This window comes from Bradyrhizobium sp. INPA03-11B, from assembly GCF_040446015.1.
GTDB lineage: Bacteria > Pseudomonadota > Alphaproteobacteria > Rhizobiales > Xanthobacteraceae > Bradyrhizobium > Bradyrhizobium macuxiense_A.
The window spans coordinates 94,888-118,987 of sequence record NZ_JASGSR010000001.1 but is presented as its reverse complement, the minus strand read 5'-3'; the positions used below and the strand labels follow the sequence as shown (position 1 = coordinate 118,987).

At 63.9% G+C, this 24,100-nt stretch carries 28 protein-coding genes; 12 read left to right on the top strand and 16 right to left on the bottom strand.

Going from position 1 to position 24,100, the window contains the following annotated elements; translation table 11 throughout:
* The first annotated feature begins 18 nt into the window (after positions 1–18).
* A complete protein-coding gene (locus tag QMZ05_RS00640) occupies positions 19–255 on the top strand; it encodes a hypothetical protein (RefSeq protein ID WP_074125335.1) in 237 nt (78 codons plus the stop codon).
* Positions 256–258: 3 nt separating this feature from the next.
* Here QMZ05_RS00640 and QMZ05_RS00635 read toward each other — a convergent pair whose 3' ends face one another.
* The 4 genes from QMZ05_RS00635 to QMZ05_RS00620 are packed head-to-tail and all read right to left on the bottom strand — an operon-like array spanning position 259 to position 3,025.
* Entirely contained in the window at positions 259–612 is a 354-nt protein-coding gene (locus QMZ05_RS00635) for a hypothetical protein (RefSeq protein ID WP_353699002.1), read from the bottom strand.
* Between the two features lie 40 nt (positions 613–652).
* Positions 653–1,363: an ABC transporter ATP-binding protein gene (locus tag QMZ05_RS00630; protein ID WP_353699001.1), complete on the bottom strand. Its 711-nt coding sequence runs from the start codon at positions 1,361–1,363 to the stop codon at positions 653–655.
* A complete protein-coding gene (locus QMZ05_RS00625) occupies positions 1,353–2,090 on the bottom strand; it encodes an ABC transporter permease subunit (protein ID WP_353699000.1) in 738 nt (245 codons plus the stop codon). Before QMZ05_RS00625 ends, QMZ05_RS00630 begins: the two co-directional genes overlap by 11 nt.
* A 2-nt stretch (positions 2,091–2,092) precedes the next feature.
* Complete coding sequence (locus tag QMZ05_RS00620) at positions 2,093–3,025, bottom strand: ABC transporter substrate-binding protein (protein WP_353699084.1); 933 nt, start codon at positions 3,023–3,025, stop codon at positions 2,093–2,095.
* 134 nt (positions 3,026–3,159) lie between these two features.
* Between QMZ05_RS00620 and QMZ05_RS00615 the strand changes: the two genes are divergently transcribed.
* The gene (locus QMZ05_RS00615) at positions 3,160–3,543 is read left to right on the top strand and encodes a hypothetical protein (RefSeq protein ID WP_353698999.1); all 384 of its coding nucleotides are present in this window, start codon (positions 3,160–3,162) and stop codon (positions 3,541–3,543) included.
* Positions 3,544–3,570: 27 nt separating this feature from the next.
* On the opposite strand, the gene QMZ05_RS00610 is transcribed toward QMZ05_RS00615, so the two are convergent.
* Both QMZ05_RS00610 and QMZ05_RS00605 read right to left on the bottom strand, forming a co-directional pair.
* On the bottom strand, positions 3,571–4,395 hold the full coding sequence (locus tag QMZ05_RS00610; protein WP_353698998.1) for a quinoprotein dehydrogenase-associated SoxYZ-like carrier: 825 nt from the start codon (positions 4,393–4,395) through the stop codon (positions 3,571–3,573).
* A gap of 43 nt (positions 4,396–4,438) precedes the next feature.
* Positions 4,439–5,365, bottom strand: a complete 927-nt coding sequence (locus tag QMZ05_RS00605) for a quinoprotein relay system zinc metallohydrolase 2 (RefSeq protein WP_353698997.1) — start codon at positions 5,363–5,365, stop codon at positions 4,439–4,441.
* Positions 5,366–5,532: 167 nt separating this feature from the next.
* Here QMZ05_RS00605 and QMZ05_RS00600 point away from each other — a divergent pair, with 167 nt between their 5' ends.
* The gene (locus tag QMZ05_RS00600; protein WP_353698996.1) at positions 5,533–6,414 is read left to right on the top strand and encodes a substrate-binding domain-containing protein; all 882 of its coding nucleotides are present in this window, start codon (positions 5,533–5,535) and stop codon (positions 6,412–6,414) included.
* The gene (locus QMZ05_RS00595; protein ID WP_353698995.1) at positions 6,411–6,965 is read left to right on the top strand and encodes a PQQ-dependent catabolism-associated CXXCW motif protein; all 555 of its coding nucleotides are present in this window, start codon (positions 6,411–6,413) and stop codon (positions 6,963–6,965) included. The genes QMZ05_RS00600 and QMZ05_RS00595 overlap by 4 nt, the downstream gene beginning before the upstream one ends.
* A 51-nt stretch (positions 6,966–7,016) precedes the next feature.
* Here QMZ05_RS00595 and QMZ05_RS00590 read toward each other — a convergent pair whose 3' ends face one another.
* The 6 genes from QMZ05_RS00590 to QMZ05_RS00565 all read right to left on the bottom strand — a co-directional run bounded on the left by QMZ05_RS00590 (position 7,017) and on the right by QMZ05_RS00565 (position 11,878).
* A complete protein-coding gene (locus QMZ05_RS00590) occupies positions 7,017–7,292 on the bottom strand; it encodes a copper-binding protein (protein ID WP_353698994.1) in 276 nt (91 codons plus the stop codon).
* Positions 7,293–7,442: 150 nt separating this feature from the next.
* Positions 7,443–8,060: a hypothetical protein gene (locus QMZ05_RS00585; RefSeq protein WP_353698993.1), complete on the bottom strand. Its 618-nt coding sequence runs from the start codon at positions 8,058–8,060 to the stop codon at positions 7,443–7,445.
* Positions 8,057–8,905 (bottom strand): ABC transporter permease, encoded by an 849-nt coding sequence (locus tag QMZ05_RS00580; protein WP_353698992.1) that lies wholly within the window; start codon positions 8,903–8,905, stop codon positions 8,057–8,059. Before QMZ05_RS00580 ends, QMZ05_RS00585 begins: the two co-directional genes overlap by 4 nt.
* Positions 8,902–9,717: an ABC transporter ATP-binding protein gene (locus tag QMZ05_RS00575; protein ID WP_353698991.1), complete on the bottom strand. Its 816-nt coding sequence runs from the start codon at positions 9,715–9,717 to the stop codon at positions 8,902–8,904. Before QMZ05_RS00575 ends, QMZ05_RS00580 begins: the two co-directional genes overlap by 4 nt.
* On the bottom strand, positions 9,714–10,691 hold the full coding sequence (locus tag QMZ05_RS00570) for a YVTN family beta-propeller repeat protein (protein ID WP_353698990.1): 978 nt from the start codon (positions 10,689–10,691) through the stop codon (positions 9,714–9,716). The genes QMZ05_RS00575 and QMZ05_RS00570 overlap by 4 nt, the downstream gene beginning before the upstream one ends.
* Before the next feature lie 5 nt (positions 10,692–10,696).
* Positions 10,697–11,878, bottom strand: a complete 1,182-nt coding sequence (locus tag QMZ05_RS00565; RefSeq protein ID WP_353698989.1) for an ABC transporter substrate-binding protein — start codon at positions 11,876–11,878, stop codon at positions 10,697–10,699.
* Positions 11,879–12,015: 137 nt separating this feature from the next.
* Here QMZ05_RS00565 and QMZ05_RS00560 point away from each other — a divergent pair, with 137 nt between their 5' ends.
* Positions 12,016–12,531 carry a DUF3280 domain-containing protein gene (locus tag QMZ05_RS00560; RefSeq protein ID WP_353698988.1) on the top strand — a complete coding sequence of 172 codons (516 nt, stop codon included), beginning with the start codon at positions 12,016–12,018 and terminating at the stop codon, positions 12,529–12,531.
* Between the two features lie 195 nt (positions 12,532–12,726).
* Here the strand turns inward: QMZ05_RS00560 and fghA are convergent, their stop codons facing one another.
* Both fghA and QMZ05_RS00550 read right to left on the bottom strand, forming a co-directional pair.
* Positions 12,727–13,566 carry an S-formylglutathione hydrolase gene (fghA, locus tag QMZ05_RS00555; RefSeq protein WP_353698987.1) on the bottom strand — a complete coding sequence of 280 codons (840 nt, stop codon included), beginning with the start codon at positions 13,564–13,566 and terminating at the stop codon, positions 12,727–12,729.
* A 29-nt stretch (positions 13,567–13,595) separates the two neighbouring features.
* Positions 13,596–14,216, bottom strand: a complete 621-nt coding sequence (locus tag QMZ05_RS00550; RefSeq protein WP_353698986.1) for a response regulator transcription factor — start codon at positions 14,214–14,216, stop codon at positions 13,596–13,598.
* A 180-nt stretch (positions 14,217–14,396) separates the two neighbouring features.
* Here QMZ05_RS00550 and QMZ05_RS00545 point away from each other — a divergent pair, with 180 nt between their 5' ends.
* Complete coding sequence (locus QMZ05_RS00545; RefSeq protein WP_353698985.1) at positions 14,397–15,770, top strand: histidine kinase; 1,374 nt, start codon at positions 14,397–14,399, stop codon at positions 15,768–15,770.
* On the opposite strand, the gene QMZ05_RS00540 is transcribed toward QMZ05_RS00545, so the two are convergent.
* Positions 15,751–16,161, bottom strand: a complete 411-nt coding sequence (locus QMZ05_RS00540; RefSeq protein ID WP_353698984.1) for a YkvA family protein — start codon at positions 16,159–16,161, stop codon at positions 15,751–15,753. The two genes, QMZ05_RS00545 and QMZ05_RS00540, sit on opposite strands and share 20 nt — an antisense overlap.
* A gap of 30 nt (positions 16,162–16,191) precedes the next feature.
* Complete coding sequence (locus QMZ05_RS00535) at positions 16,192–17,166, bottom strand: helix-turn-helix domain-containing protein (RefSeq protein ID WP_050419328.1); 975 nt, start codon at positions 17,164–17,166, stop codon at positions 16,192–16,194.
* A 420-nt stretch (positions 17,167–17,586) separates the two neighbouring features.
* Between QMZ05_RS00535 and xoxF5 the strand changes: the two genes are divergently transcribed.
* The 6 genes from xoxF5 to QMZ05_RS00505 all read left to right on the top strand — a co-directional run bounded on the left by xoxF5 (position 17,587) and on the right by QMZ05_RS00505 (position 24,074).
* Entirely contained in the window at positions 17,587–19,392 is a 1,806-nt protein-coding gene (xoxF5, locus tag QMZ05_RS00530; protein ID WP_146987541.1) for a lanthanide-dependent methanol dehydrogenase XoxF5, read from the top strand.
* A gap of 124 nt (positions 19,393–19,516) precedes the next feature.
* Entirely contained in the window at positions 19,517–19,993 is a 477-nt protein-coding gene (locus QMZ05_RS00525; protein WP_353699083.1) for a c-type cytochrome, methanol metabolism-related, read from the top strand.
* Positions 19,994–20,043: 50 nt separating this feature from the next.
* Entirely contained in the window at positions 20,044–21,153 is a 1,110-nt protein-coding gene (locus QMZ05_RS00520; protein WP_353698983.1) for an S-(hydroxymethyl)glutathione dehydrogenase/class III alcohol dehydrogenase, read from the top strand.
* 33 nt (positions 21,154–21,186) lie between these two features.
* The gene (gene gfa, locus QMZ05_RS00515) at positions 21,187–21,750 is read left to right on the top strand and encodes an S-(hydroxymethyl)glutathione synthase (RefSeq protein WP_353698982.1); all 564 of its coding nucleotides are present in this window, start codon (positions 21,187–21,189) and stop codon (positions 21,748–21,750) included.
* Positions 21,751–21,902: 152 nt separating this feature from the next.
* Positions 21,903–22,856 (top strand): hypothetical protein, encoded by a 954-nt coding sequence (locus tag QMZ05_RS00510; protein ID WP_353698981.1) that lies wholly within the window; start codon positions 21,903–21,905, stop codon positions 22,854–22,856.
* Positions 22,857–22,931: 75 nt separating this feature from the next.
* Entirely contained in the window at positions 22,932–24,074 is a 1,143-nt protein-coding gene (locus QMZ05_RS00505; protein ID WP_353698980.1) for an epoxide hydrolase family protein, read from the top strand.
* Positions 24,075–24,100 lie beyond the last annotated feature (26 nt).

Sequence of the window (24,100 nt, the reverse complement as noted above, 5' to 3'; positions counted from 1 at the left end):
GCCCGCGAGGTCTCATGCATGAACCCGATTGATCTGATCGTCACTGTATGTGCCGTGCTGTCGCCCGCCACCTGCGAGGAGCAGCATCTGGTGTTCAACTGGAGCGGCTCGCTGCAGCAATGCGCCATGGCCGCGCCGCCCTACATCGCGCAGTGGGTCGGCGAACATCCGAAATGGACCGCGGTGCGATGGCGGTGCGAATATCCGCACACCAATGATCGCGCGAGCGCGGACGGCAAGCCCCCGGCGGGTTAGCCGTTATTTGTTGCAGTCCTTCAGGTCCTTGTCGGACACCGAAAACACCGCGTCGGCCTTGATCTCGATGTCGCGTGCGAAGCACTGCTTGCCTTCGCTATAGCCGACCTTGGCATCGTAGCGGCCGGGCTCGACGCCGGTGATACGCAAGCGCTCGTCGTGGTCGACTTCCTTGTCCTTGTCGTTCAGCGTCTGGTTGGGACCCCATTCATTCTTGCCCGCCGGCGACAGCTCGAAGCTCGAAATCGTGGCGCTGGTCAGATTCCACAACCGGATGCCCTTGCCCTTGCTTTGGGCGAGCACTGCGGCCGGCAGCACGAGCAAGGCAACTCCAACGGCAATCGACGCACGCGACATCCGACCTCTCCCTAACGCTTCGTCCAAGGATGACGGCGTCTCACATATTTGCAAGGTCCAACTGCGAGAGCTGCCGCTTGAGTTCGTCGATCTCCGGCTCGCTGCGCGTCGCGCGCGGCGTGGCGATAGTCTCGACGTGAAGGATTCGGGCCGGCCGCGGCGACAAGAAGAACAGGCGATCACCGAGGCGGACTGCGTCGTCGAGATCGTGGGTGACCAGGAGCGTCATCATCTTCCGGGTCGCGACCAGCGTCGCGACCTGGTCGCGCAGCCGCCCCGCCAGCGCGTTATCGAGCGAGGCCAGCGGCTCGTCGAGGATCAGGAAATCCGGCTCGATGGCGAAGGCGCGGGCGAGGGCGACGCGGCGGGCGAGGCCGAGCGACAGCTCGCGGGGAAAGTGGTTGCGATGCGCGCTCAGTTCGAGCACCTGGAACAGCGCCGCCAGCGTGCTGTCGTCGACCTCAGGTGCGGCGAGCCGTACGTTCTCCTCGACGGTGCGCCAGGGCAACAGCCGCGGCTCCTGGAACACCATGCCAAGGCGCATGCCGGGCGATCTCGTGACGTGGCCCCGGTAGTTGCCGTCGAGCCCGGCGAGAATCTTGAGCAGGGTGCTCTTGCCGCAACCCGACGGGCCGAACAGCACGCCAACCTCGCCGGCGTTCAAGGTGAAGGCGACGTTGTCGAGTACGTCGTGCCGCTTCCCGGCTGCGCTCTCGAAGCTCTTGCCTGTGATATTGACCTCAAGCTGCACGGAGCCGCCACCGCGTTAGCCTGGTTTCAAACGGCTGCACCATCAGCGTCTCGATGACCAGGACGACACCGGCAAAGCTCAGCGAGTAGGCAAGCAGCAGCGGAATGTCGAACAGCTGGAAGGCGACGCCGATCTCGAAGCCGACACCGTTCGGCCGGCCGAGATATTCGGCGACCAGCACGATCTTCCAGACCAGCGAGAGCCCGGAGCGCGCCGCGGCCGCAATGTAGGGCGCAAGCTGCGGCAGGATCACATGCCGGAACGCGCGGCCGCGCGGCAGGGCAAACGCCGTTGCCATCTCGTCGAGCGCAGGGTCGAGCGCACGGGCGCCCTCGCGCAGGGTGACGACGGCAGTCGGCAGCTTGTTGATGGCGATGGCCGCGATCGCCGCGACCTCGGTCAGCCCGGCCCAGATATAGGCCAGCACTATGACGACCAGCGCCGGCAGGTTGAGCAGCAGGATCAGCCATGGGTCGCCAAGGCGATTGGCGAGCGAGACGCGGCCCATCAGGTAGCCGATCGCCGAGCCGAGCGCCATTGCCAGCGTGAAGGCCAGCGCGACGCGCGCCAGCGTCGCGCCGAGGTTGACGAACAGCGCCCCCGATCGCGCCTCGGCGATCAGCACCGAAAGCACCGCCGGCGGCGCTGGCAGCTTCGCGTCGCCGATCAAGAGCGAGGCAATCCACCAGGTCGCGATGAACAGCGCGAATGACAGGAGGCGCAGCACCGCTAGTCTCCCGGGATCGCTTGATAGAAGGTGCCGGGATCGAGCTCGGTGGCCGTCCCGACCAGATCGCGGCCGCCGAGTTGCGCCAGCACCCGGTAGAGCACCCGCGCGTCCGCCTCTTCGTCAGCGATCGGACGCCGCGGGATGCCTTCGCGATAGCGGTCGCGATAGGCCCGCAGGGTCGCGGCATCCTGCGCGCCGGTGAGCGGCGCGATCGCGTCCCATTCGGCGTCCGAGGTCGCCAGAATCTCTTTCGCGGCGCGCGTCACGGCGATGAAGCGGGCCACCAGGTCCTTGTTGGCGCCAGCCCAGGCTTCGTCGAACACGTAGCCGATCATCGCGATGCGGCCCTTGCTGCCGAGCTTTTGCAGGACCTCTTCCATGCCGGCGAGCCGGCGAAAGCCCTTGGCCTCGAGCGCGGCGCAGAAATTCCAGTAGTTGAGTGTTGCGTCCATCTCGCCGCCCAGCGTCTTGGCGGCGAGCAGTGGCGGCGCGCCATAGACGATGGTCGCCTGCGACTTCAGTTCGACGCCGTCCTGCTTCAAGGCGGCTTGCAGCAGCAGCCAGTTCTTGTCGATGGCGCCGCCGGCGACGGCAAGCTTGCGCCCCTTGAGATCGGCGAGCGTTTTGACCGGCGAGGTTGCCGGGACCATCACGGCGCCCAGCGCGCTCGAATATGGATAAAACTGCAGCTTGGCACCGAGCGATCGCTCGCGCGACACCCAGGGCCAGTCGGATACCATTACGTCGGCCGTGCCGGAGCGCAGCGCGATCTTGCCAGCCTCGGGACTGGCGAGTTCGACGACATCGATCGACAGATTGGCCTTCTTGTCGAGACCATGGGAGCGAATGACAGCCAGTTCCCAGGCCAGCGTTCCGGTCTTCTGCGCTGCAACGCGGATGGTCTCCGCGTTGCACGAGGTGCCGAACTGCATGACCGCCAGAACTGCCGCAGCCAACACCGTGCGTACAGACATGATCATCGTTTCTTGAGCCACTTCCCCGAATGTTTTCTTTTCTGATCAACACCCATAGCATAGCTTGCCGGAAGAGAAGAGGAAGCACGACCATGGCAGGAGCTGGCATGCTACGACCGATTGTCGCCGTCTCGGCGGTTTTCCTGGCCGTGCTCCTGGCCGTGCTCGCCGGGACTTCCATGGGGGCGCGGGCTCAGGAGATCAACGACTATCCGACCTCGGCGCGGGCGGAGTATGTGTTCGGCTGCATGAAGGCCAATGGCGAATCACGGCAGTCGATCGAGCAATGCTCCTGCTCGATCGACGTCGTCGCCTCCATCATCCCCTATGATCGCTACGTCACCGCCGAAACGGTGCTGAGCATGGCGCAGGTGCGCGGCAATCTGGGCGGCCAGTTCCGCTCGTCCGAGCAGGCCGCGAACGCGCTCAACGACCTCAGGCGCGCCCAGGCCGAAGCCGAAGTCAGGTGCTTCTAGAGCGTTGATCGCGAGATCGCGTACCCTTCAGGTCCCGGGATTCTCGACCTTCCATTCGTGCTCGAAGACGTGCCCGTCGGTATCCTTGGCTTCGGCACGGAAGTGCTTGGCGCCGTTCGAGACGTAGGTGAAGCGGATGTTGGGGTCCTCGGAAATCGAGATTCCGCCCTCCACGGCCAACACCGGACTGTCGTCCTGCCAGATGTGCAGCTCGTTGACGAAGAAGGCCGGGATATAGAGCTGCGTGACCTGGTCCATCTGCAGGCCTGAATTGTTAGGATGCCCGATCATGATCTGGGCTTCGCGCGTGCTGGTCGCTGGCCCCTGTTCGGACTTCGTGAATTGCCGGTAGCGCATCTGGCCGAGGTGGTTCTTGGCTTCCTCGACGTTCTTGCCGGCCGGTGCCGAGCAACCGCCGGATGCCTTGACGTAAACTTTGCTCACATAGAGCTTGCCGTCGCTGAGCTCCGCGACGGCGTGCACGTTGGTGTAATTGTTGACACGGACGCGGGTCGAGATCTCGGTGACATTGGCGTCCGGCCCGAGCGTGAATTTTGCGGCCATCGGCGCGGGGTTTTCGTCGATCACGAGCGTGATGGCGACGACGCGGCGGCTGTCGCTGGGTTGCAGCTTGGTGCGCAGCGTCACCGGAACGATCGCCGCGTCCTCCGCGCGCGCCGGCATCTCGATGCCGATGACATCGTTGCCGTCATTCATCGGACGATTGCTGAAGATGTCCTGGACGAGGCCCGGCCAAGGATCATAGGTCTCGGCAGCGGGCGCGGCCGGTGTGCCCAGCGCGATCGCAACGAGGCTGGCGATGCAAAGCAGGCGGGCGTGATGTCCGGTCATGTTCGCGAAATCCTATGCAGCCGCATCACTATAGGACCAACAGCTACTCCCATTCAATTTCCGAGAATGCTGCAGTTGCGTTGCGGGCGTTGTAATCATCGAACAATTGCCAGCGCGGCCGCTCAGCTGCCGCGGCGTGCTCCGCCGCAGCCGTGATCGGCTTGCCGCTTTTGACCAGCGCGCGCACATCCGTGGCCAGCGTCTCGAGATAATGCCGTTCGTCGGTGAGCGCCGCAGGCCATGCGCTCACGGGTCCGTGACCGGGAACCACGCGCGCGGCGGGAATCGCGGCGAGGTCGCCGAGCGCGCGCAGCCAGCCCTTGAGGCTGCCGTCGACCACGGGAATATGCTCGAGGAACACCATGTCGCCGGCGAACAGGGTGCCGCTGCGCTCGTCGAAGACGGTGAGGTCATTGTCGCTGTGGGCAGGCGGCCAGGCCTTCAGAGTGAGGCTCCGTCCGCCGAGGTCGAGCTTCAGTGTGTCCTCGACCAGCACGGTCGGTGGAATGATCCGCACCTCGTCGATCAAGGCATCGCCCATGGTCCGCCGAAACCCGTCGAGATAGAATTGCCCGCGTGCCGCCAGCGCGCGGGGCAGGGCCTTGTGGCCGACAAAGCTGGTCCCGTCGCCGACGAACGCCGCGTTGCCGAAGCTGTGGTCCGGATGCGCGTGGGTGTTGATCACGTAGCGGATCGGCTTGTCGCTATGGCTGCGCACCGCGGCGAGCAATTGCCGCCCTTCGCGGACGCTGCCGCCGGTGTCGATGACGGCAACGGCACTGTCGCCGATCACGAAGCCCACATTGGCGATGGCGCCTTCGTTCTCGCGCGTCATCAACGCAGTGACGCCGGTGTGAACGAATATTCCGGGGGCGACTTCGCTCACAGGCAATTCCGCCTCTTGCGCCCGCGCTATGGTCGGCGCCCAAAGCATCAGGAGCAGCGCAAGCACCGAACCGCCATGAGCCATGTTTCCGCCTCAGTTTCTCCGGGACGCGTGAACGATGTCGTCTCACGTCCGTTTGCGCTGCAACAAGCAACGCGGCGCCGTCGCGATCATTATCCCTGTTGCACGTCATGCTTTGCCGGGCAATTGCCTGATGACGGTGACCTGTCCGCTCAAGAGGAGACCGCGTGATGAGAGTTGTCGGATGCCGTCCAGTCCTGTTCGCGCTTGTCGGCTTTATCGCCTGTGTCGCCGGCCGCGACATCGCGCGTGCGCAGGTCAATGAGCAGGGCGAACTCTCCATCGAGCTGGTCGATCCCAAAGTGCTCCGCATCTGTGCCGATCCGCGCAACCTGCCGTTCTCGAACGACAAGGGCGAGGGCTTTGAGAACAAGATCGGCGAGCTGTTCGCCGAGAAGCTGCAGAAGAAGCTCGATTACATGTATTTTCCGCAGGCGACCGGCTTCGTGCGGGTCACCCTCGGCTCGCATCGCTGCGACGTGATCATGGGATTTCCGCAAGGCGACGACCTCGCGCAAGGCACCAATCCGTATTACCGCACGGCCTATGCGATCGTCGCCAAGCCGGGCAGCGGACTGGATGAGGTCACGACGCTCGAGGATGAGCGGCTGAAGGGCAAGCATATCGGTATCGTCGCCGGAACGCCGCCGGCGACCAACATGGCCATCAACGGGCTGATGGGCAATGCGAAGCCTTATCCGCTGATGATCGATACGCGCTACGATTCTTCGGCCGAGACGATGATGAACGATCTCGAAAAGGGCGAGATCGATGCCGGCATCCTGTGGGGGCCGATGGCGGGCTTTTATGCCAAGAAGGCGAATCCGCCGCTGCACATCACGCCGCTGGTCAAGGAGACCACGGGACCGAAGCTGGTCTATCGCATCGGCATGGGCGTGCGCGGGTCCGACCAGAACTGGAAGCGGCAGCTCAATCGCCTGATCCAAGAGAACCAGCCGGCGATCAACAAGATCCTGCTCGCCTTCGGCGTTCCGCTGCTCGACGAGAACGATCGTCCGATCGGGCCGGAGACCGCTACCAAGTCGCCATGATCAAACTGGCGGTCATGCTGGCGGTGCTGGTGGTCGCCGCTTCGCCTGTCCGCGCGCAGGACCAGCCCGCAGAGCCCGAGGGGTACCGCACCGAGGATTACCGCGCGCCGGTGCCGGCCACGCTTGCCGGCGCACGCGTGCTCACGACCGAGGAAACGGCAGCGATCTGGCGCGACGGGTCCGGTGCCTTCGTCGATGTGCTGCCACGCCCGCCGAAGCCGAAACTGCCCGCCGGCACGGTGTGGCGCGAGCGGCCGCATCGCGACATCCCCGGCAGCATCTGGCTGCCCGACACCGGCTACGGCAAGCTTGCCGCGTCAACCGAGGACTATCTGCGGCGCGGCCTGGCGCGTGCCTCCGGCGACGACAGAGCAAAATTGCTCGTGATCTATTGCCAGGAGAGTTGCTGGATGTCGTGGAATGCAGCCAAGCGCGTGCTGTCCTACGGCTACCGCAACGTGGCGTGGTATCCGGAGGGAACCGACGGATGGGAACGGGCCAAGCTGCCGCTGGCGGATGCGGAGCCCGAGCCGCGCGAGGGCGAGCAGTAACGCCGTCCTCGCAAGGCCAGGAAAGCGCTCCAGCGCAAACGCTCGAGCGCGTTATTTCTCCTTGTCGAGCTTGTCGATGGTCTTGCCGCCGTCGCTGTCCGACGCGGTGAACGTCACTTTGTCACCGGCGTGGAAAGCTTCGAGCGACTGCCCCTTGGGCACCTTGTATTCCTGAATCGCAGCGCCGGTCGCGCCCACCGTGCCGCTCTGCGTCTGCTGGATCGAGATCGTGCTGCGCAGTCGGTCAATCTTGGTGACCATTCCCGACATGGATTGCTGGGCCAAAGCCGCTGAGGTGATCAGGCTCGCAGCGGCGAGGCTGGTCATGACGATCTTGGCTGCTCTCATCGAGGTCTCCCAACTTCAGATATAGTTGGAGACAACGAACGGGGAGCGCGGTTGGTTCCGGGCCGGTGCGGCCCAGGAGGCACATGAGGGGGCAGGTTTAATGTTCGCCGGGGCGATCGGTCGCAGGCCTCAATCCAGTTCCTGCTGGATGGTGCGGCTGAGCGCAAACAGGCGCTGATCGATTGTGGTCGGCACCTCGCAGACGAATTTCACCACCCGTCCGCGGTCCTCGAAGATCCGCGTCTCCCAGACCAGCTGGTTGCCGAGTTCGTCGACCTTGGCCTGGTCCGGCGGGGTGGCATCCTGCAGCGCCTGCAGCTTGACCGTGTCGTCGCGGATCTTCTCCGCGGCCTCGCGCTGCTTGCGCATCACGCGCTCGAGCCCGTTCATGACCGAGGCGCGCTGCCCGTTGAGCGTATCGAACAGGCCCGCGAACAGCAGCTTTCCCGCATTGGCCTTGTCCGCCGCGGCGGCCTGCAGGAACTCGGTGATCTGCTTCTGCGCATCCTCGAGCGGGACGCGGCGCGCCGCGAGCTTGGTCGCGAGTGCGCTGATCTTCGGATCGTCCCTCCATTTGGTCTCGGCGTCGCCGAGCGGCGGCCCGGCCCAGACCGCGGCGAGCGAGATCTCGGGCACCTTGGCCTGTTGGCAGGGCCAATCCGGATAACGTGGGTCCGCGGCCGATGCGACCTGGCTCGACAGCACTGTCGCGAGCAGCGCACCAAATCCCCATCGCCAGCCTGTCATGCCTCGCCTCCGCCGGGGCCGCGGCGCACCAGGCCGCGCGATGGATCGTAAGCCAGGATCGCGCCGATCATGAACACCACCGTGCAGCCGCCGACCACCGCGAGCGAAATCCAGTTCATCTTGCCGTAGAGTGCAAACCGGATCAGCTCCACTGCATGCGTGAATGGGTTGCACTGGCAGACGTAGTACAGCATCGGGCTGCCTTCCTGCACGCGCCAGAGCGGGTAGAGCGCCGACGAGGCAAAGAACATCGGGAAGATCACAAAGTTCATCACGCCGGCGAAATTTTCCAGCTGCTTGATGCTGGCGGAGATCAGCATGCCCAGTGCGCCGAGCATCAGGCCCGACAACACCAGCGCCGGAAGCACGGTGAGGTAGCCGATGGTCGGCGGCGTGATGTCCCAGAACCACGCGATCAGCAAGAAGGCGTAGACCTGCAGCAATGACACCGCGGTGCCGGCGAGCAGCTTGCAGAACAACAGATAGCCGCGCGGCAGCGGGCTGACCAGCAGCGTGCGCATGTTGCCCATCTCGCGGTCATAGACCATCGACAGCGAGGATTGCATGCCGTTGAACAGCTGGATCATCGCCATCAGGCCGGGCGCGATATAGACCTCATAGAGGATGTAGGTCTCATAGGGTGGGATGATCGAGATGCCGAGCACCTGACGGAAGCCGGCCGCGAAGATGAAGAGCCAGACCAGCGGCCTGACCAGCGCCGAGACGAAGCGCTCGCGCTGATGCAGGAAGCGCAGCGCCTCACGCCAGACGATGCCGTTCAGGCAGACGATGTATTCCGACACCGAGAAGCCGCTTCGCTCAGACGTGACCGTCGTGCTGCTCATGTTGGCGGTTTTCCGGTGAGGGTTGCCGTTCCGGTCAGGCGCATGAACGCGGTGTTGACGTCCTGGGCGCCCGCGTCCGCGATCACGCGCGCCATCGGGCCTTGCGCCAGCATCCGGCCCTGGTGCAGCACCACGAGGTCGTCGCCCGGCATGATCTCGTCGAACAGATGCGTCGCCCAGAGCACGCCGATGCCCTGCTCGGTGACGAGCTGGCGGACATGGTCGAGAATGTCGGCGCGCGCCTTGACGTCGAGCCCGACGGTGGCCTCGTCGAGCAGCAGCAGCCGCGGCCGGTGCAGCAGCGCGCGGGCGATCTCGAGCCTTCGCATCTGGCCGCCCGAGAGATCGCGCACCTTGCTGCCGGCGCGGTCGGCAAGGCCGATGCGCGTGAGCACCTCACCACTGCGCAGCCGCGCCTCGCGCCGTGAGATGCCGTGCAGGGCGGCGTGATAGAGCAGATTCTGCGTCAGCGACAGATCGAGATCGAGCGTGCGCGGCTGGAACACGACGCCCATCAGCCGTAACGCTTCACCCGGCGTCCGGCTGATGTCGTGGCCGAAGATCTTGATCTGGCCGTTCTGGATGCCGAACAGCCGCGTCACCAGCGAAAACAGCGTGCTCTTGCCGGCGCCATTGAGGCCCAGCAGCGCGGTGAAGCTCGCAGGCTGCACCGTGAAATTGACATCAATCAGGGCGCGCCGCGGACCGTAGCTGTGGCTGACATTGCCGATCGACAGCGCCGGCTGCGCGGTTGCTGCAGGACTTGCATCCGGCGAGGGCTGGCTCGCGATATGGGCGTCGGTTGCGGTCATGGCTGCGCGATCGTGATCCCCCAGGGCAGTTCGCCGACCTGAATGGTCTTGATCACCTTCTGGGCCGCGACGTCGATTACCGAGACGTCGTTCGAAACGCCGTTGGTGACCATCAGATATTTCTCGTCCGGGGTGAAATCCATGTGCCAGACCCGCTGGCCGACCAGCAGATATTTGAGCACCTTGTGGGTCGTGCCGTCGACCACCGCGACGCGGTTGGCAGGGCCGAGCGCAACGAACGCGGTCTTGCCGTCCTTGGTCATGCCGATGCCGACGGGCTGGATCGCCTCGTTGCGCAGGCCCGGGATTTCGAAGGTGATCTTGCCGGTTACCTCGCGCTTGACCGGATCGATGATCGACACCGTGCCGCCGATCTCCGAGGAGACCCACAATTCGGAGCCGTCGCGCTTGAACTGGGCAAAGCGCGGCCGCGAATCGACCAGCACATTTGCGACGATCTGGCGCGTCGTGGTGTCGATGAAATGCGCCATGTTGGTGGTTTCGGACGTGTTGATCAGGATCTTGCCGTCCGGGCTGATCGTCATGCCCTCGGGCTCGACGCCGACCTGGATGTCGCCGAGGCGGGCGCGCTTCTCGAGATCAATTACTGTAACCGTGTTGTCGTTCTCGTTGGCGACGTACATGGTCTTGCCGGCGGCATCCTGGGTGAACAGTTCCGGGTCGGGGCCGGAGGGCAGGGTGTCGACGATCTCCTGGGTCTTGGCGTCGATCACCTGGATCGTGTCGTCGTCGCCGACCGCGACCATCACGAACTTGCCGTCGCGCGAGAACTCGATGCCGCGCGGCCGCTGGCCGACCTTGATGGTTTTCGTCACCGTCCAGCTGTCGGTGTCGATCACCGTGACGGTGTTGCCCTTTTCGTTGGAGACATAGGCAACGAAGGCGGACGCCGGTGTCGCGGCAAGCCAAACCAGCATCCCGGTCAACAAACAGCGGCGCCACATACGTTTCATCTCCCTCACTGCAGCTTGCACTTCGTTTCAGGCCGGTCAACACCGAGCGTGTCGAGCTCGGAGACCTGATGCAGGAAACCTTCCTGCGGCGAGACCGAAACGACCATACGACCATCGGCCAGCAGGATCGGCTGGCGGAGCTGCAGATTCCAGTCTCGCAGGGTCAGTCGCGTGCCCTTGAAGGCGGCGATCGAGAAATCCTTGCCCTTGAGGAAGGCGATGACCTTCTTGGGATCCCCCGAATTGGTGCGGGACGTAGCTTCCCCGATCATGCGCGCGGCGGTCCAGGCCTGCATGTCGAGCGCGGTCATGCGGCGCATGTTGAGCTTGACGAAGCGGTTCTGGATCTGGACCGCGCCCCATTGGTCATGCGCGGCGTCCCAACTGGTCGGCACCAGGCCGGCCGAGCCGGCCACCGGCCGCGGATCCCAGGTCCGGTAGGGCAGATAGTTCGCGAACACCTGGCTTTCGTCGGCGGCGACCAGCACGTCGTAAGCCGGCGCCTGCTGGGTGAACACCGGCATCTGGCGCTGGATCAGCGTCACGCCAGAATCGGTGCGGCGCGCGCCGCCGGTGTCCTCGAAGGTCCGTTCCTGGACGATCTTGGCGCCGAAACGGGTGGCGGCGCGGCGCAGTGCGTCGGCGTAGAGCTTGTCCTGGTCGTGCGAGCCAGTCACCAGCAGCCAGCGCTTCCACTGTTTCCACACCAGGTACTGGCCGAGCGCATCCGCCAGCATCGAGCGGGTCGGCGCGATATGGATGACGTTGCCGCGGCAGTCCTGCTCGCGCAGCCGATCATCGATCGCGCCCGCGTTCAGCAGCACGGTGCCGCGGTCGCGCAGCGCGTCGGCGACCTTAAGCAGCGCATCGGCGGGCAGGTCGGTGATGATGTAGTCGTTGTGGCCGGCGAGATCGGTCGCGACCTTGGCGACATCGTCGCTGTCCTTGACCTTGACCTCATCGAGCGCGAAGCGCTGGTTGAGAAATTTGCCGGTCGTGTTGTTGTCCTCGATCGCAAGCCGCGCACCGGCGATGCCGTCATTGTCGGCCGGCTGTTCGACCAGCGAGAGCGTCGATTTGATGCCGGCATGGCCGAGGTAACCGATATGGATCTCGACGGGATCAGCCGCCAATGCGCCGGTCGCCACCATGCTGAGCGCGATCGTGCCGATCAGCCATCGGAACATAACTCCTCCCGCAGTCTTTCTTCACCGGGCATGGCATTGTCGGACCATGCGTTGAGATGCAAGATGACGAAATTGGCCTGGCTTGCAACCCCGCTTTTTGTCGTTGCGAGGTTACAAATTTCGATTGGTTCACAATGATGAGATCAGCATCTGCCTTTGTCATATCCCTGCTGGTGATGTCTGCGGCCGCGCGCGCCGAGCCGCCCAAGCTCGCGGTGTTCGACCTCGAGATGATCGACACCAGCCTGCAAGGGGAGATGAACGGGCCGCGGACCGACGAGCAGGCGCGGCTGCTCCGCACCGGCGATCAGGTGCGCAAGGAGCTCGCGGACTCCGGCAAGTTCCGCGTGATCGACATCGCGCCGGTCAATGCTGCGGCGCACGGCAGCAATCTTCAGGCCTGCGGCGGATGCGACGTGAAACTGGCCGGCGAGCTCGGCGCCGACCTTGCGATGACGGGTGTGGTGCAGAAGGTCTCCAACCTCATCCTCAACATCAATCTCTATCTGCGCGACGTACACACCGGGCAATTGGTGACAGCAGCAAGCGCCGACATGCGCGGCAACACCGACGAATCCTGGTCGCGCGCCACCGTTTACCTCGTGCGTAACCGCCTGCTCGCGCCGAACTACGGCGCGCCGCAAGCGCGGTAGATCAGTCCTTCACTAGCAAAAAACTTGATTGAGCGACGGCAGTCTATCCCCGTCAGCCTGAGGAGCGCGCTCTCGCGCGCGTCTCGAAGGGTCGACGGCCACGAGCCGGGCCGTGCATCCTTCGAGACGCCGCTTCGCGGCTCCTCAGGATGACGGGGATATATTCGTGGATTACCCTTCCCGGCGAGGCGACGCTCACGCCTTCAGCCGCGCGGCGTGCCAGTGCAGATGATCGGCCATGAAGGTCGAGATGAAGTAGTAGCTGTGGTCGTAGCCCGGCTGACGCCGCAAGGTGAGGGGAATGTTGGCCTTCTCGCAGGCCGCCTTCAAGAGTTCGGGCCGCAGCTGCTCGGTGAGAAAACCGTCGGCGTCGCCGTAATCGACCAGCAGGTCGGAGAAGCGCGCGCCATCCTCGATCAGCGCGACCGCATCATGCTTGCGCCACGCCTGCTTGTTGCTGCCGAGATAACCGCCGAGCGCCTTGTTGCCCCACGGCACCTGCGATGGCGCCACGATCGGCGCAAACGCGCTGGCCGCGCGATAGCGATCCGGATAACGCAGCGCCACCGTCAGCGCGCCATGGCCGCCCATGGAGTGACCGAGGATCGATTGCCGCGTCGTGTCGACCGGGAATTGCTCGGCGATCAGCTTCGGCAATTCCTCGGTGACGTAGCTCCACATCCGGTAGTTGGTCGCGAACGGCTGCTCCGTCGCATCGACGTAGAAACCAGCGCCGAGGCCAAAATCGTAGGAATTGGCGGGGTCGCCCGGGACGCCTTCGCCGCGCGGGCTGGTATCCGGAGCGACGAAGATCAGGCCGAGCTCGGCGCAAGCCTGGCGGAATTCGCCCTTCTCGGTGACGTTGGCGTGCGTGCAGGTCAGGCCCGACAGATAGGTGACGACAGGCAATTTGGCGCCGGCCGTATGCTCCGGGACGAACACCGAAAAGGTCATGTCGGTCTTGGTCTCGCGGCTGGGATGGCGGTAGACGCCTTGTGTGCCGCCATGCGACTTGTTCTGGGAAACCGTCTGCATCGTCGTATCCTCTATGTTGGTGCGCGGTGTCAGGCGACGCCGCTCTCGATCGCGAGGCGCACGAGCTCTGCCGAGGTGCGCACGCCAAGCTTCTGGCGCATGATCGATGACGTGTTTGCGACCGTCTTGTAGGACGAATGGACCAGCCAGGCGATCTCCGACAGGCTCTTGCCGGAACTGAGCAGGCGCAGGATCTCCATCTCGCGCGAGGTCAGCTTGGAAAGCGGATTCTGCGCAAAGCCCGGCCGTGCAAATGCGACGTTGCGTGCGATCGCCGGCGGCAGATAGACGCCGCCATTGCCGACCTCGCGCACCGCCTCCACCAGATCGTTGGGATCGCCGGTCTTCGAGACGTAGCCCTTGGCGCCGATGTCGATGGCGCGGGCGGCGAACACCGGGTCGTCGTTCATGCTGAACATGATGAGGCGCGCGGATGCATCACGGGTCAGGATGCGCCGGGCCAGCTCGAAGCCGGAGACGGTCGGCAGGTTGATGTCGATCACGCAGAGATCGGGCTTCTCCGCGACGAAAGCCCGCTCGCCGCTTTCGGCATCAGGTGCTTCGAGCAGGGTGATCTCGGGATCGTCTGCGAACACGGTGCGACAACCGGAGGCAACGATGGGATGATCATCAACGATCAGAATGCGCATGGCGTTGTTCCGGCGACCTCATCGATTCACGCGTCATCACATCGGCTTACGCGAAGAACACCTCGGTTCCGACCGGTTGTGCACCTCGCACGGGATTGCGATAGGGTGCGATTAGATAGCCGGGCAAATTTGGCTGTCAACGATCCTCTCGGAGGAGGAATCGCGGTCGGGGGCAACGTCATGTGGCAAAAGCTATCCTTGCGCGCACGGATCAACCTGTTGCTGGCGCTGATACTGGCGCTTGGATTGGGCATCAATATCGCGCGGCTGGCGCTCGAGGCGGGACCTCGCGTTCAGGCAGAAGATCAAAGTGTTATCCGGCTGGCGCGCGAGTTTGTTGCTGCGATCGTGGCCGGTCTCGACGAGGCGCCGGATCCCGATGCGCGGCTCGATCAGATCGTCGAGGATCTGAGCCGGCTGCGCCATGTCAGCATCACGCGGCAGGATGACGCGACCGCAAAGTCCCCCGAGCGCCCGCAGGACGGGGGCGATCCGCGCGCCCCGCCGGAGTGGTTCGTCGCGCTGGTCCATCCCGAGCAGACCTCGGTGCGGGTGCCGATTTCGGTTCACGGCAAGCCGCAATCGCTTGTCGTCACCTCGCATCCCGACGACGAGATCGCCGAGATCTGGGATGGCATCGTTACTCAGCTCGAGATCGGCTCCGCGATCGCGGTGGCGCTGCTGCTGGTGACCATGCTGGTGGTCGGTCGCGCGCTGGCGCCGCTCGAGGCGCTGTCGCAGGCCATGATCGGTATCGAGGCCGGGGATTACGACGCGCGGGTCGAGCCCGGCGGATCGCCCGAATTGGCCGCGACCTGTGCCAAACTGAACCATTTGGCGGCGACGCTTGGCGAGGCCGTCGACAGCAAGCGGCAACTCGCCGAACGTGCGGTCTCGCTGCAGGATTCCGAACGCAAGGAGATCGCGCGCGAACTGCACGACGAGTTCGGGCCCTATCTGTTTGCGCTGCGCGCGCATGCCGGCGCGCTGACCCGGCTGTCTGAGGTGGACAAGGCGGACCCTGCCGCATTGCGCAAGCACGGCAACGCCATCCTTGAGCAGGTCAACGCGCTCCAGCAGTTCACTCGCCGCATCCTTGAGCGATTGCGGCCGGTGGGATTGGCTGAGCTCGGGCTTGCGGAAGCGCTCGGCGCGCTGGTGCGGCTGTGGAGCGAGACGCACCCGGAGGTGGAGATCGAGAGTAACGTGTCGCCGGATCTCGGCGAGACCGGCGAGATGGCCGATTTGACGATCTACCGCATCGTCCAGGAAGCGCTCACCAACGTGTTCCGCCACGCCGGGGCAACGGCAGTCGATATCACGATCGAGCCCGTTGAGCGGCAGGCCGGCCTGCGCGGCAGCCGCGATGGCGCGCTGGTGCGGGTTCGCGACAATGGCCGCGGGATGCTTGCCGATCACAGGTTTGGCCGCGGCTTGACCGGCATGCAGGAGCGGATCCTCGCGCTCGGCGGCACGCTCAAGATCAACTCCACCGATGACGGCGTGACGGTCGAAGCGCTGGTGCCGAAGGCTGCTACCGCGGCCAGTATCTGAAAGCGGCCCACACCAGCGCCAGTGCACCGGCGATCCAGAGCACGATGATTGCGATCATCCCGGCCCGGCTGATCGGTCGCTGCAATACCGCGCCGGCCTTGGCGCGGCATTCCGCCATCACCTCGTCCGGAACGAGCGCAATCGCAAGCCAGATGCCGAGCGGCAGCAGGATCAGATCGTCGAGATAGCCGAGCACCGGGATGAAATCCGGAATCAGATCGATCGGCGAGAGTGCATAGGCTGCCACCGCGATCGCCACGGCCTTGGCGTACCATGGTACGCGCGGGTCACGCGCCGCGAGATACAGCGCAACGCTGTCCCGCTTCAGATTGCGCGCCCAAGCCTTGATTGAGGACAGCTTGATTGATGAGGGTTTGAAGGTCGACAGCATGGCGTGACGCCTGCACGCCAGACGGAAACGCTACTCCAGCACCACGTCCACCGGCATGCCGCTGTGCAGACCCTTGTGGACGGAAGAGGGCGCGATGCCGAAATATTTCCGGAACACGCGGCTGAAATGCGAAGAGCTCGAGAAACCCCAGGAGAAGGCGACGTCCGTGATGGTCTTGCCGTTCTGGGATTCCAGCTCCTGCCGGCAATTCTGCAGCCGGGCCTTCCAGATGTAGTCGCTGACCGTCATGCCGCGATCGCTGAACAGCATGTGCAGATACCGCTTCGAGCAGCCGAGCGCCGCTGAGATGCGGTCGATGCAGAGATCGGGATCGCGCAGGTGCTCGCGGATGAAGCCTTGGGCCCGCACATAGGTTGCCTCGGCGCTGCCGCGGTCGAACATGGCGCCGGTTTCGCGCAGCGGCAGCAGCAGCAAATCGATCAGAGCATCGGCGACGCCGACCGCATTGACTGGGGTCAGCGTCGGCGCCTCTCCGAACGCGGCGTGCACGAAATCATAGGCAATGCGGCCGGTGCCGTTGCGCGCCGAGAGCTTGCAGGGCGCCATCTTGGAGAGCTGGAAGCCGCGCTCCTTGAGCAGGTCCTTCGGCACGATGACAACCTCGTGACGGGTCAGGGACGGGCTGATGATCGTATGCGGACAAGACACGTCGTAGGCGAAGCAGTCGCCCGGCATGATGTCGAAGTGCAGACCGTCCTGCTCGAAATGCGAGACGCCGTGGGTCTGGAAGACGATCTTGATGTAGGGGTGCTCGCTCAGCTTGATGCGCGAGATGGTATGCGCGATCCGGTGCTGGCTTGCCTCGATCTGGCACAGCTTCAATCGCGAGACCGTCGTGAAATTGATGCGACCCTCGAGCGAGGATCCTTCCAGCGCATCGACGTCGAACTGACCACAGAGGTCAGTGAGCGCATCCGACCAGCGCTGGATTTGCCGCTTGGGCGTCAATCCGTTCGTGCTGAGTGAATGGACTGTATCGGACATCTTTCCAGCCACCGATTCGATCCCCAACGTGACTGCTCACCGAGCTCAATCTGGCCCGGGATGATGCGCCTTCTCCCTGATTCTGAACAGCTTAGGGAGGTGGCGGGATTTCTTCCCGGTTAATGTCGGGTGATCCTCCGACTTAGTTCTGGGCTCGTCAAGCGCAACCTTAGAACGCGTCAATCTGGCGCTTCGAATGTGCCGGCCGCGATTGATGCCCTGCAACATGAAGCAACCTTTGCCACCCATTCGGGGCGGGCCTGCAAAAATCTGTCGCAGCTTCGCTTTTGAGCAAACGGCTCTTCTCTATTGGGCAAGTCAGCAGGGTTCGATCGGACTACGACTGGGGCACCAAAATGGAAGAAGTGGGGCCGTTTCGGCGGAAACCCTTGAGCTCTTGAACCTGGGAGGAAATCCACGATGCGCAAGATGCTTTACGCGACTGGCCTTGGGGCAATGGCGGTGTTTGCCGTCGGAGCTGCCAGCGCCAATGACGAACTCCACAAGATGTCGCAGAACCCGAAAGACTGGGTGATGCCGACGGGCGACTACACCAATCAGCGTTACTCGAAGCTGAATCAGATCAACGCCCAGAACGTCGGAAAGTTGCAGGTCGCCTGGACGTTTTCGACCGGTGTGCTGCGCGGTCACGAAGGCGGACCGCTGATCATCGGCAACATGATGTACGTGCACACCCCGTTCCCGAACAAGGTCTACGCTATTGACCTTTCCAAGGATAATCAGATCGTCTGGAAGTACGAGCCGAAACAGGATCCGAACGTCATTCCGGTGATGTGCTGCGACACGGTCAATCGCGGCCTCGCCTACGGCGACGGCAAGATCCTTCTGCACCAGGCCGATACCACGCTGGTCGCGCTCGATGCGAAGACCGGCAAGGTGGAGTGGAGCGTCAAGAACGGCGATCCGAGCAAGGGATCGACCGGTACATCGGCGCCGATGGTCATCAAGGACAAGGTCCTGATCGGCATCTCGGGCGGCGAGTTCGGCGTTCAGGCCCACATGACGGCCTACGACCTCAAGACCGGCAAGCTGGTCTGGCGTGGCTTCTCGGAAGGTCCCGACGACCAGATCCTGGTCGACGACAAGACCACCGAGCTCGGCAAGCCGATCGGCAAGGACTCGAGCCTGAAGACGTGGCAAGGCGATCAGTGGAAGATCGGCGGCGGCGCGACCTGGGGCTGGATCTCCTACGATCCCGAACTGAACCTCGTGTATTACGGATCGGGCAATCCCTCGACCTGGAATCCGAAGCAGCGTCCCGGCGACAACAAGTGGTCGATGACGATCTGGGCGCGTAACCCGGATACCGGCGTTGCCAAGTGGGTCTACCAGATGACGCCCCATGACGAATGGGACTATGACGGCGTCAACGAGATGATCCTCTCGGATCAGTCGATCGACGGCAAGCCGCGCAAGCTGCTGACGCACTTCGATCGTAACGGCCTCGGCTATACGCTCGATCGCGCCACCGGCGAACTGCTGGTCGCCGAGAAGTATGATCCGAAGGTGAACTGGACCTCCGGCGTCGACATGAACAAGAGCTCGCCGACCTATGGTCGTCCGAAGGTTCTTGATGCAGCGTCGACCGACAAGGCCGGCGAAGACCACAACGTCAAGGGCATCTGCCCGGCGGCGCTGGGTTCGAAGGACGAGCAGCCGGCGGCCTACTCGCCCGACACGCAACTGTTCTACGTGCCGACCAACCACGTCTGCATGGACTACGAGCCGTTCAAGGTGAGCTATACCGCAGGTCAGCCCTATGTCGGCGCGACGCTGTCGATGTATCCGCCTCCCGGTGAGACCAACATGGGCAATTTCATTGCCTGGGACGGCAAGACCGGCAAGATCGTGTGGTCGAACAAGGAGCAGTTCTCGGTCTGGTCGGGTGCGCTCGCAACCGCCGGCGGCGTGGTGTTCTACGGCACGCTGGAAGGCTACCTGAAGGCAGTCGACGCCAAGACGGGCAAGGAGCTCTACAAGTTCAAGACTCCGTCCGGCATCATCGGCAACGTCACCACCTATGAAAATGGCGGCAAGCAGTACGTTGCAGTTCTGTCGGGTGTTGGTGGTTGGGCAGGCATCGGCCTCGCGGCCGGCCTGACTGACCCGACGGCCGGTCTTGGCGCAGTCGGCGGCTATGCGGCGCTGAGCAACTACACCGCGCTCGGTGGAACGCTCACCGTGTTCTCGCTGCCGCAGCAGTGAGCTGAGCAAGCCTCGTTCCGGCGCATGGGGCGATCTCCATGCGCCGGTCCGTCTTCAATCCGCACGCGAGGATATGCTTTTGCGTAAGATCTGGTTTGTGACTGCTGCGATCTTCGTCGTGGCAATGGAAGGAGTTGCCTTTGCCGAAGCTCCCGGCGACCCGACGGCGGTCAAATCCGAAGACGGCAAGTATCTCGATAAGGACGGTAACCCGACCTACAAGGTTGCGCCTGACGGGACCGTGGATTGGTACACCTACTCCGGATATCGCCGATACCATTCGGAATGCCACGTTTGCCACGGGCCCGATGGTATGGGTTCGACGTACGCGCCTGCGCTGAAGGACTCGTTGAAGAGCATGAACTATGCCGATTTTCTCGGCGTGGTCGCGAGCGGACGCAAGAACGTCTCGACGTCGCAGGAGAACGTCATGCCGGCGTTCGGCGACAATCCGAACGTTGCTTGCTACATGGACGACCTCTATGTGTACCTGCGCGCTCGTTCCAATGATGCGGTTGAGCGCGTACGGCCGGCCAAGCACGAAGACAAGTCGGAAGCCTACGGCAAGGCTGAAGACGCCTGCATGGGCAACAAGAACTGAGCGTGACCGGCGCGAATGACAAACCTGTTTGATGTTTTGTGGAGACCAAGATGAAGACCCGCGCCGCAGTCGCATTTGAAGCAAAGAAGCCGCTTGAGATCGTCGAGCTCGACCTGGAAGGCCCCAAGGCCGGCGAGGTGCTTGTCGAGATCAAGGCGACGGGCATCTGCCACACCGACGCCTACACGCTCGACGGCTTCGACAGCGAGGGCATCTTCCCCTCGATCCTCGGGCATGAAGGTGCCGGCATCGTCCGTGAGGTCGGCGCCGGCGTGACGTCGGTGAAGCCGGGCGATCACGTGATCCCGCTCTACACGCCCGAATGCCGCCAGTGCAAAAGCTGCCTGAGCCAGAAGACCAATCTCTGCACCGCGATCCGCGCGACGCAAGGCAAGGGCGTGATGCCGGACGGCACCTCGCGCTTCAGCTACAAGGGCAAGACGGTCTTCCATTACATGGGCTGCTCGACCTTCTCGAACTTCACCGTGCTGCCCGAGATCGCGGTCGCCAAGATCCGCGAGGACGCGCCGTTCGACAAGAGCTGCTACATTGGCTGCGGCGTCACCACCGGCGTCGGTGCGGTCGTCAACACCGCCAAGGTGACGCCGGGCGCCAACGTCGTGGTGTTCGGCCTCGGCGGCATCGGCCTCAACGTGATCCAAGGCGCCAAGATGGTCGGCGCCGACAAGATCATCGGTGTCGACATCAATGACTCCAAGGAAGCGTGGGGCAAACAGTTCGGCATGACGCGTTTCGTCAACCCGACCAAGGTGAGCGGCGATATCGTCCAGCACCTGGTGGGCCTGACCGACGGCGGCGCCGACTACACCTTCGACTGCACCGGCAACACCAACGTGATGCGCCAGGCGCTGGAAGCCTGTCACCGTGGTTGGGGCGTCTCGGTCGTGATCGGCGTCGCGGAATCCGGCAAGGAGATCGCGACCCGGCCGTTCCAGCTCGTCACCGGACGGGTGTGGAAGGGCACTGCCTTCGGCGGCGCGCGCGGCCGCACCGACGTGCCGAAGATCGTCGACTGGTACATGAGCGGAAAGATCCAGATCGATCCGATGATCACCCATGTGCTGAAGCTCGACGAGATCAACAAGGGCTTCGACCTGATGCACGAGGGCAAGTCGATCCGTTCGGTCGTCGTATTCTGAAATCAAAACACCAAGCACTAGGAGGATAGACCAATGACTGTTCATATCCACCCGTCAGTCGACAATGGCGTCAAACAAGGCTCCGGCAGTTTTGCCGGCGGCACGCTCGTCTGCAAATGCGCGGACAAAAAGGTCAAGGTCGGGGTCAAGGGCGATGTCGCCCACAACCACGCCTGCGGCTGCACCAAGTGCTGGAAGCCTTCGGGCGCCACCTTCTCGGTGGTCGCGGTCGTCCCGCGCGAGAACGTCACCGTTCTGGAGAACGGCGACAAGCTGAAGATCGTAGATGCCGCCGCGGTGATCCAGCGCCACGCCTGCACCGGATGCGGCACCCACATGTACGGCCGGATCGAGAACAAGGGCCATCCGTTCTATGGCCTCGACTTCATCCATCCCGAGCTGTTCGAGGAGTCCGGCTCGGCGGCTCCGGGGTTTGCGGCCTTCGTGTCGTCGGTGATCGAATCCGGAGTCAAGCCGGCCGATATGGCCGGGATCAGGTCGCGGCTGAAGGAGCTTGGGCTCGAGCCCTATGACTGCCTGTCGCCGCCGCTGATGGACGCGATCGCCACCCACGTGGCGAAATCCAAAGCGGCCTGACAGGGGGCGGCCTGACTAAGGACAGCCGACAGGGCCGGCCCGACCGGTCCGTCCTGACGAGATTCGTCGCCGGCAGAGGGCCTGTCGGCGACGGATATGCTGGTAGTACCCGTGACCTTGAACCTTGCATGCCCTGCGGGCGACCACAGGGCATGCATTTTATTTTCCGCCTTGCCCTGGTCCTGTCCCCGATCCTGATCCTGTCACCGGCCCGCGCCGCGTCGCCGGAAGACCGCTACATCGCGACGCGTGACGCCGCGATCGCCAAATTCGCCAAGTTGTCGAACGACAACAAGATCAGCGAGGCCGTCGACAAGGCCGAGGCGGCCGCGCGCGACGAGCTCAGGGGCCAGTTGGCCGCGATCCTGTCGCAGCCCGCCCGGCCGGGCTTTGCGCCCGCCCAGCTCAATCTCGACACTCTATATAGAGGCGACATGGGGTTCGGCATGCTCGACGGCCTGCGCTTCGATGCCGACACCGGCAAGGATGGCGGCAAGATCGGCGAGAAGCGTGCCGACGGCCGCTTCGTCGAGCCGAAAGCCCACATCATCGTCACATCGGAATCCCTGTTCACGCGCTGGCTGCACGATCACAAGGCCTGGTGGGACAAGGGCAGCAAGAACGTGCCGCAGCAGATCGAACCGGCGCTGAAGTTCGAGGGCCTCTACACCCAGGCCATCTCGACCGATGCGGCCGTGATCAACTTCAACGAGCTGCCGGTCGCCAAGCCGGCGTCGGCCACGCTGACCTACGGATTTCTGGCCGGCCGCACCCAGGATTCGTTCCCAGAGGCGGCCGACGAGGTGTTTGTCGCAGCGCTCGCCAACGGCAGGTTCTACATCGCCTATGGCGAGATCGAGCCCACCGTGCAGGTGCCGGCCTGCACCGCGATCCGCACCGACTACAACAAGAAGGCCGACGCAGCGGCCGAGAAGCTCGAGCGCAAGCAGATCACCCGGGCGGCCTACGACAAGCTCGGCGACCTGCGCCAGCAGGGCGAGGACGCCTTCAAGCGCTGCTTCGTTCAGCACGCCCCGGAGCAGCCGGCATTCGCCGCAGCCACCAAACAGGCCCAGGCGCTGCTCGAGACGGCGATCGGCAAATAGCCTCACGCGACGGTTTGATCGGCTGACGGTCCGCCCCTATCTTCCCCGGAAAGCTCAGCACACCGGGGAGACGCCATGACTACCGCCATCAGCCCGTTTCGCATCACCGTCAGCGACGATGTCCTCGAGGATCTGCGCACCCGGTTGCGCCGGACCCGCTGGCCGGAGGCCGAGCTGGTCGACGATTGGAGCCAGGGCGCGCCGCTGAAATGGATCAAGGACATCTGCCAGTATTGGGCCGAGACCTATGATTGGCGGCAGCGCGAGGCGCGGCTCAACCGCTTCAGCCAGTTCATCACCGGGATCGACGGGCTCGACATTCACTTCATCCATGTCCGCTCAAAGCATCCGGAGGCGCGGCCATTGATCATCACCCATGGCTGGCCGGGATCGGTCGTCGAATTCCACAAGGTGATCGAGCCGCTGACCGATCCGACCGCGCATGGCGGCCGCGCCGCCGATGCCTTCCATGTGGTGTGCCCGTCATTGCCGGGCTTTGGCTTTTCGGCCAAGCCGGCCGCGACGGGCTGGGGCGTCGACCGGATCGCCAAGGCCTGGGCCGTGCTGATGGAGCGGCTGGGCTATACCAGCTATTTCGCGCAAGGCGGCGATTGGGGCTCCGCGGTCACGACCGCGATCGGCGGTCAGGATCCGGCGCATTGTGCCGGCATCCACATCACGCTTGCGATGTCGACGCGGCCCAATGTCGAGGGGCAGCCGACGCCGGAGGAGACCCGCGCGCTCAACGGCATCAAATATTATGCCGATTGGGATTCCGGCTATTCCAAGCAGCAGTCGACCCGGCCGCAGACGCTCGGTTATGCCCTGACGGATTCACCGAGCGGGCAAGCGGCCTGGATCCTGGAAAAGTTCTGGGCCTGGACCGACTGCGACGGGCATCCGGAAAACATCCTCGGCCGCGACGAACTGCTCGATAATGTCATGCTGTACTGGGTCACCGAGACGGCGACATCGTCGGCACGGCTCTATTGGGAGAGCTTCGGGCCGGGCAAGCGAAACCCGCACAAGGTAAGTGTGCCGACCGGCGTTGCGGTGTTTCCCAAGGAGATCGTCACGCCGGTCCGCAAATGGATGGAGACCAACTTCACCAACATCCAGCACTGGAGCGAGATGCCGAAGGGCGGGCATTTCTCCGCGTTCGAGCAGCCCGAGCTGTTCGTTGGCGAGGTACGGGAGTTTTTCGGGAAGCTGCGCTAGCTGCGTTTGTGTCAATGCGCTGCGCA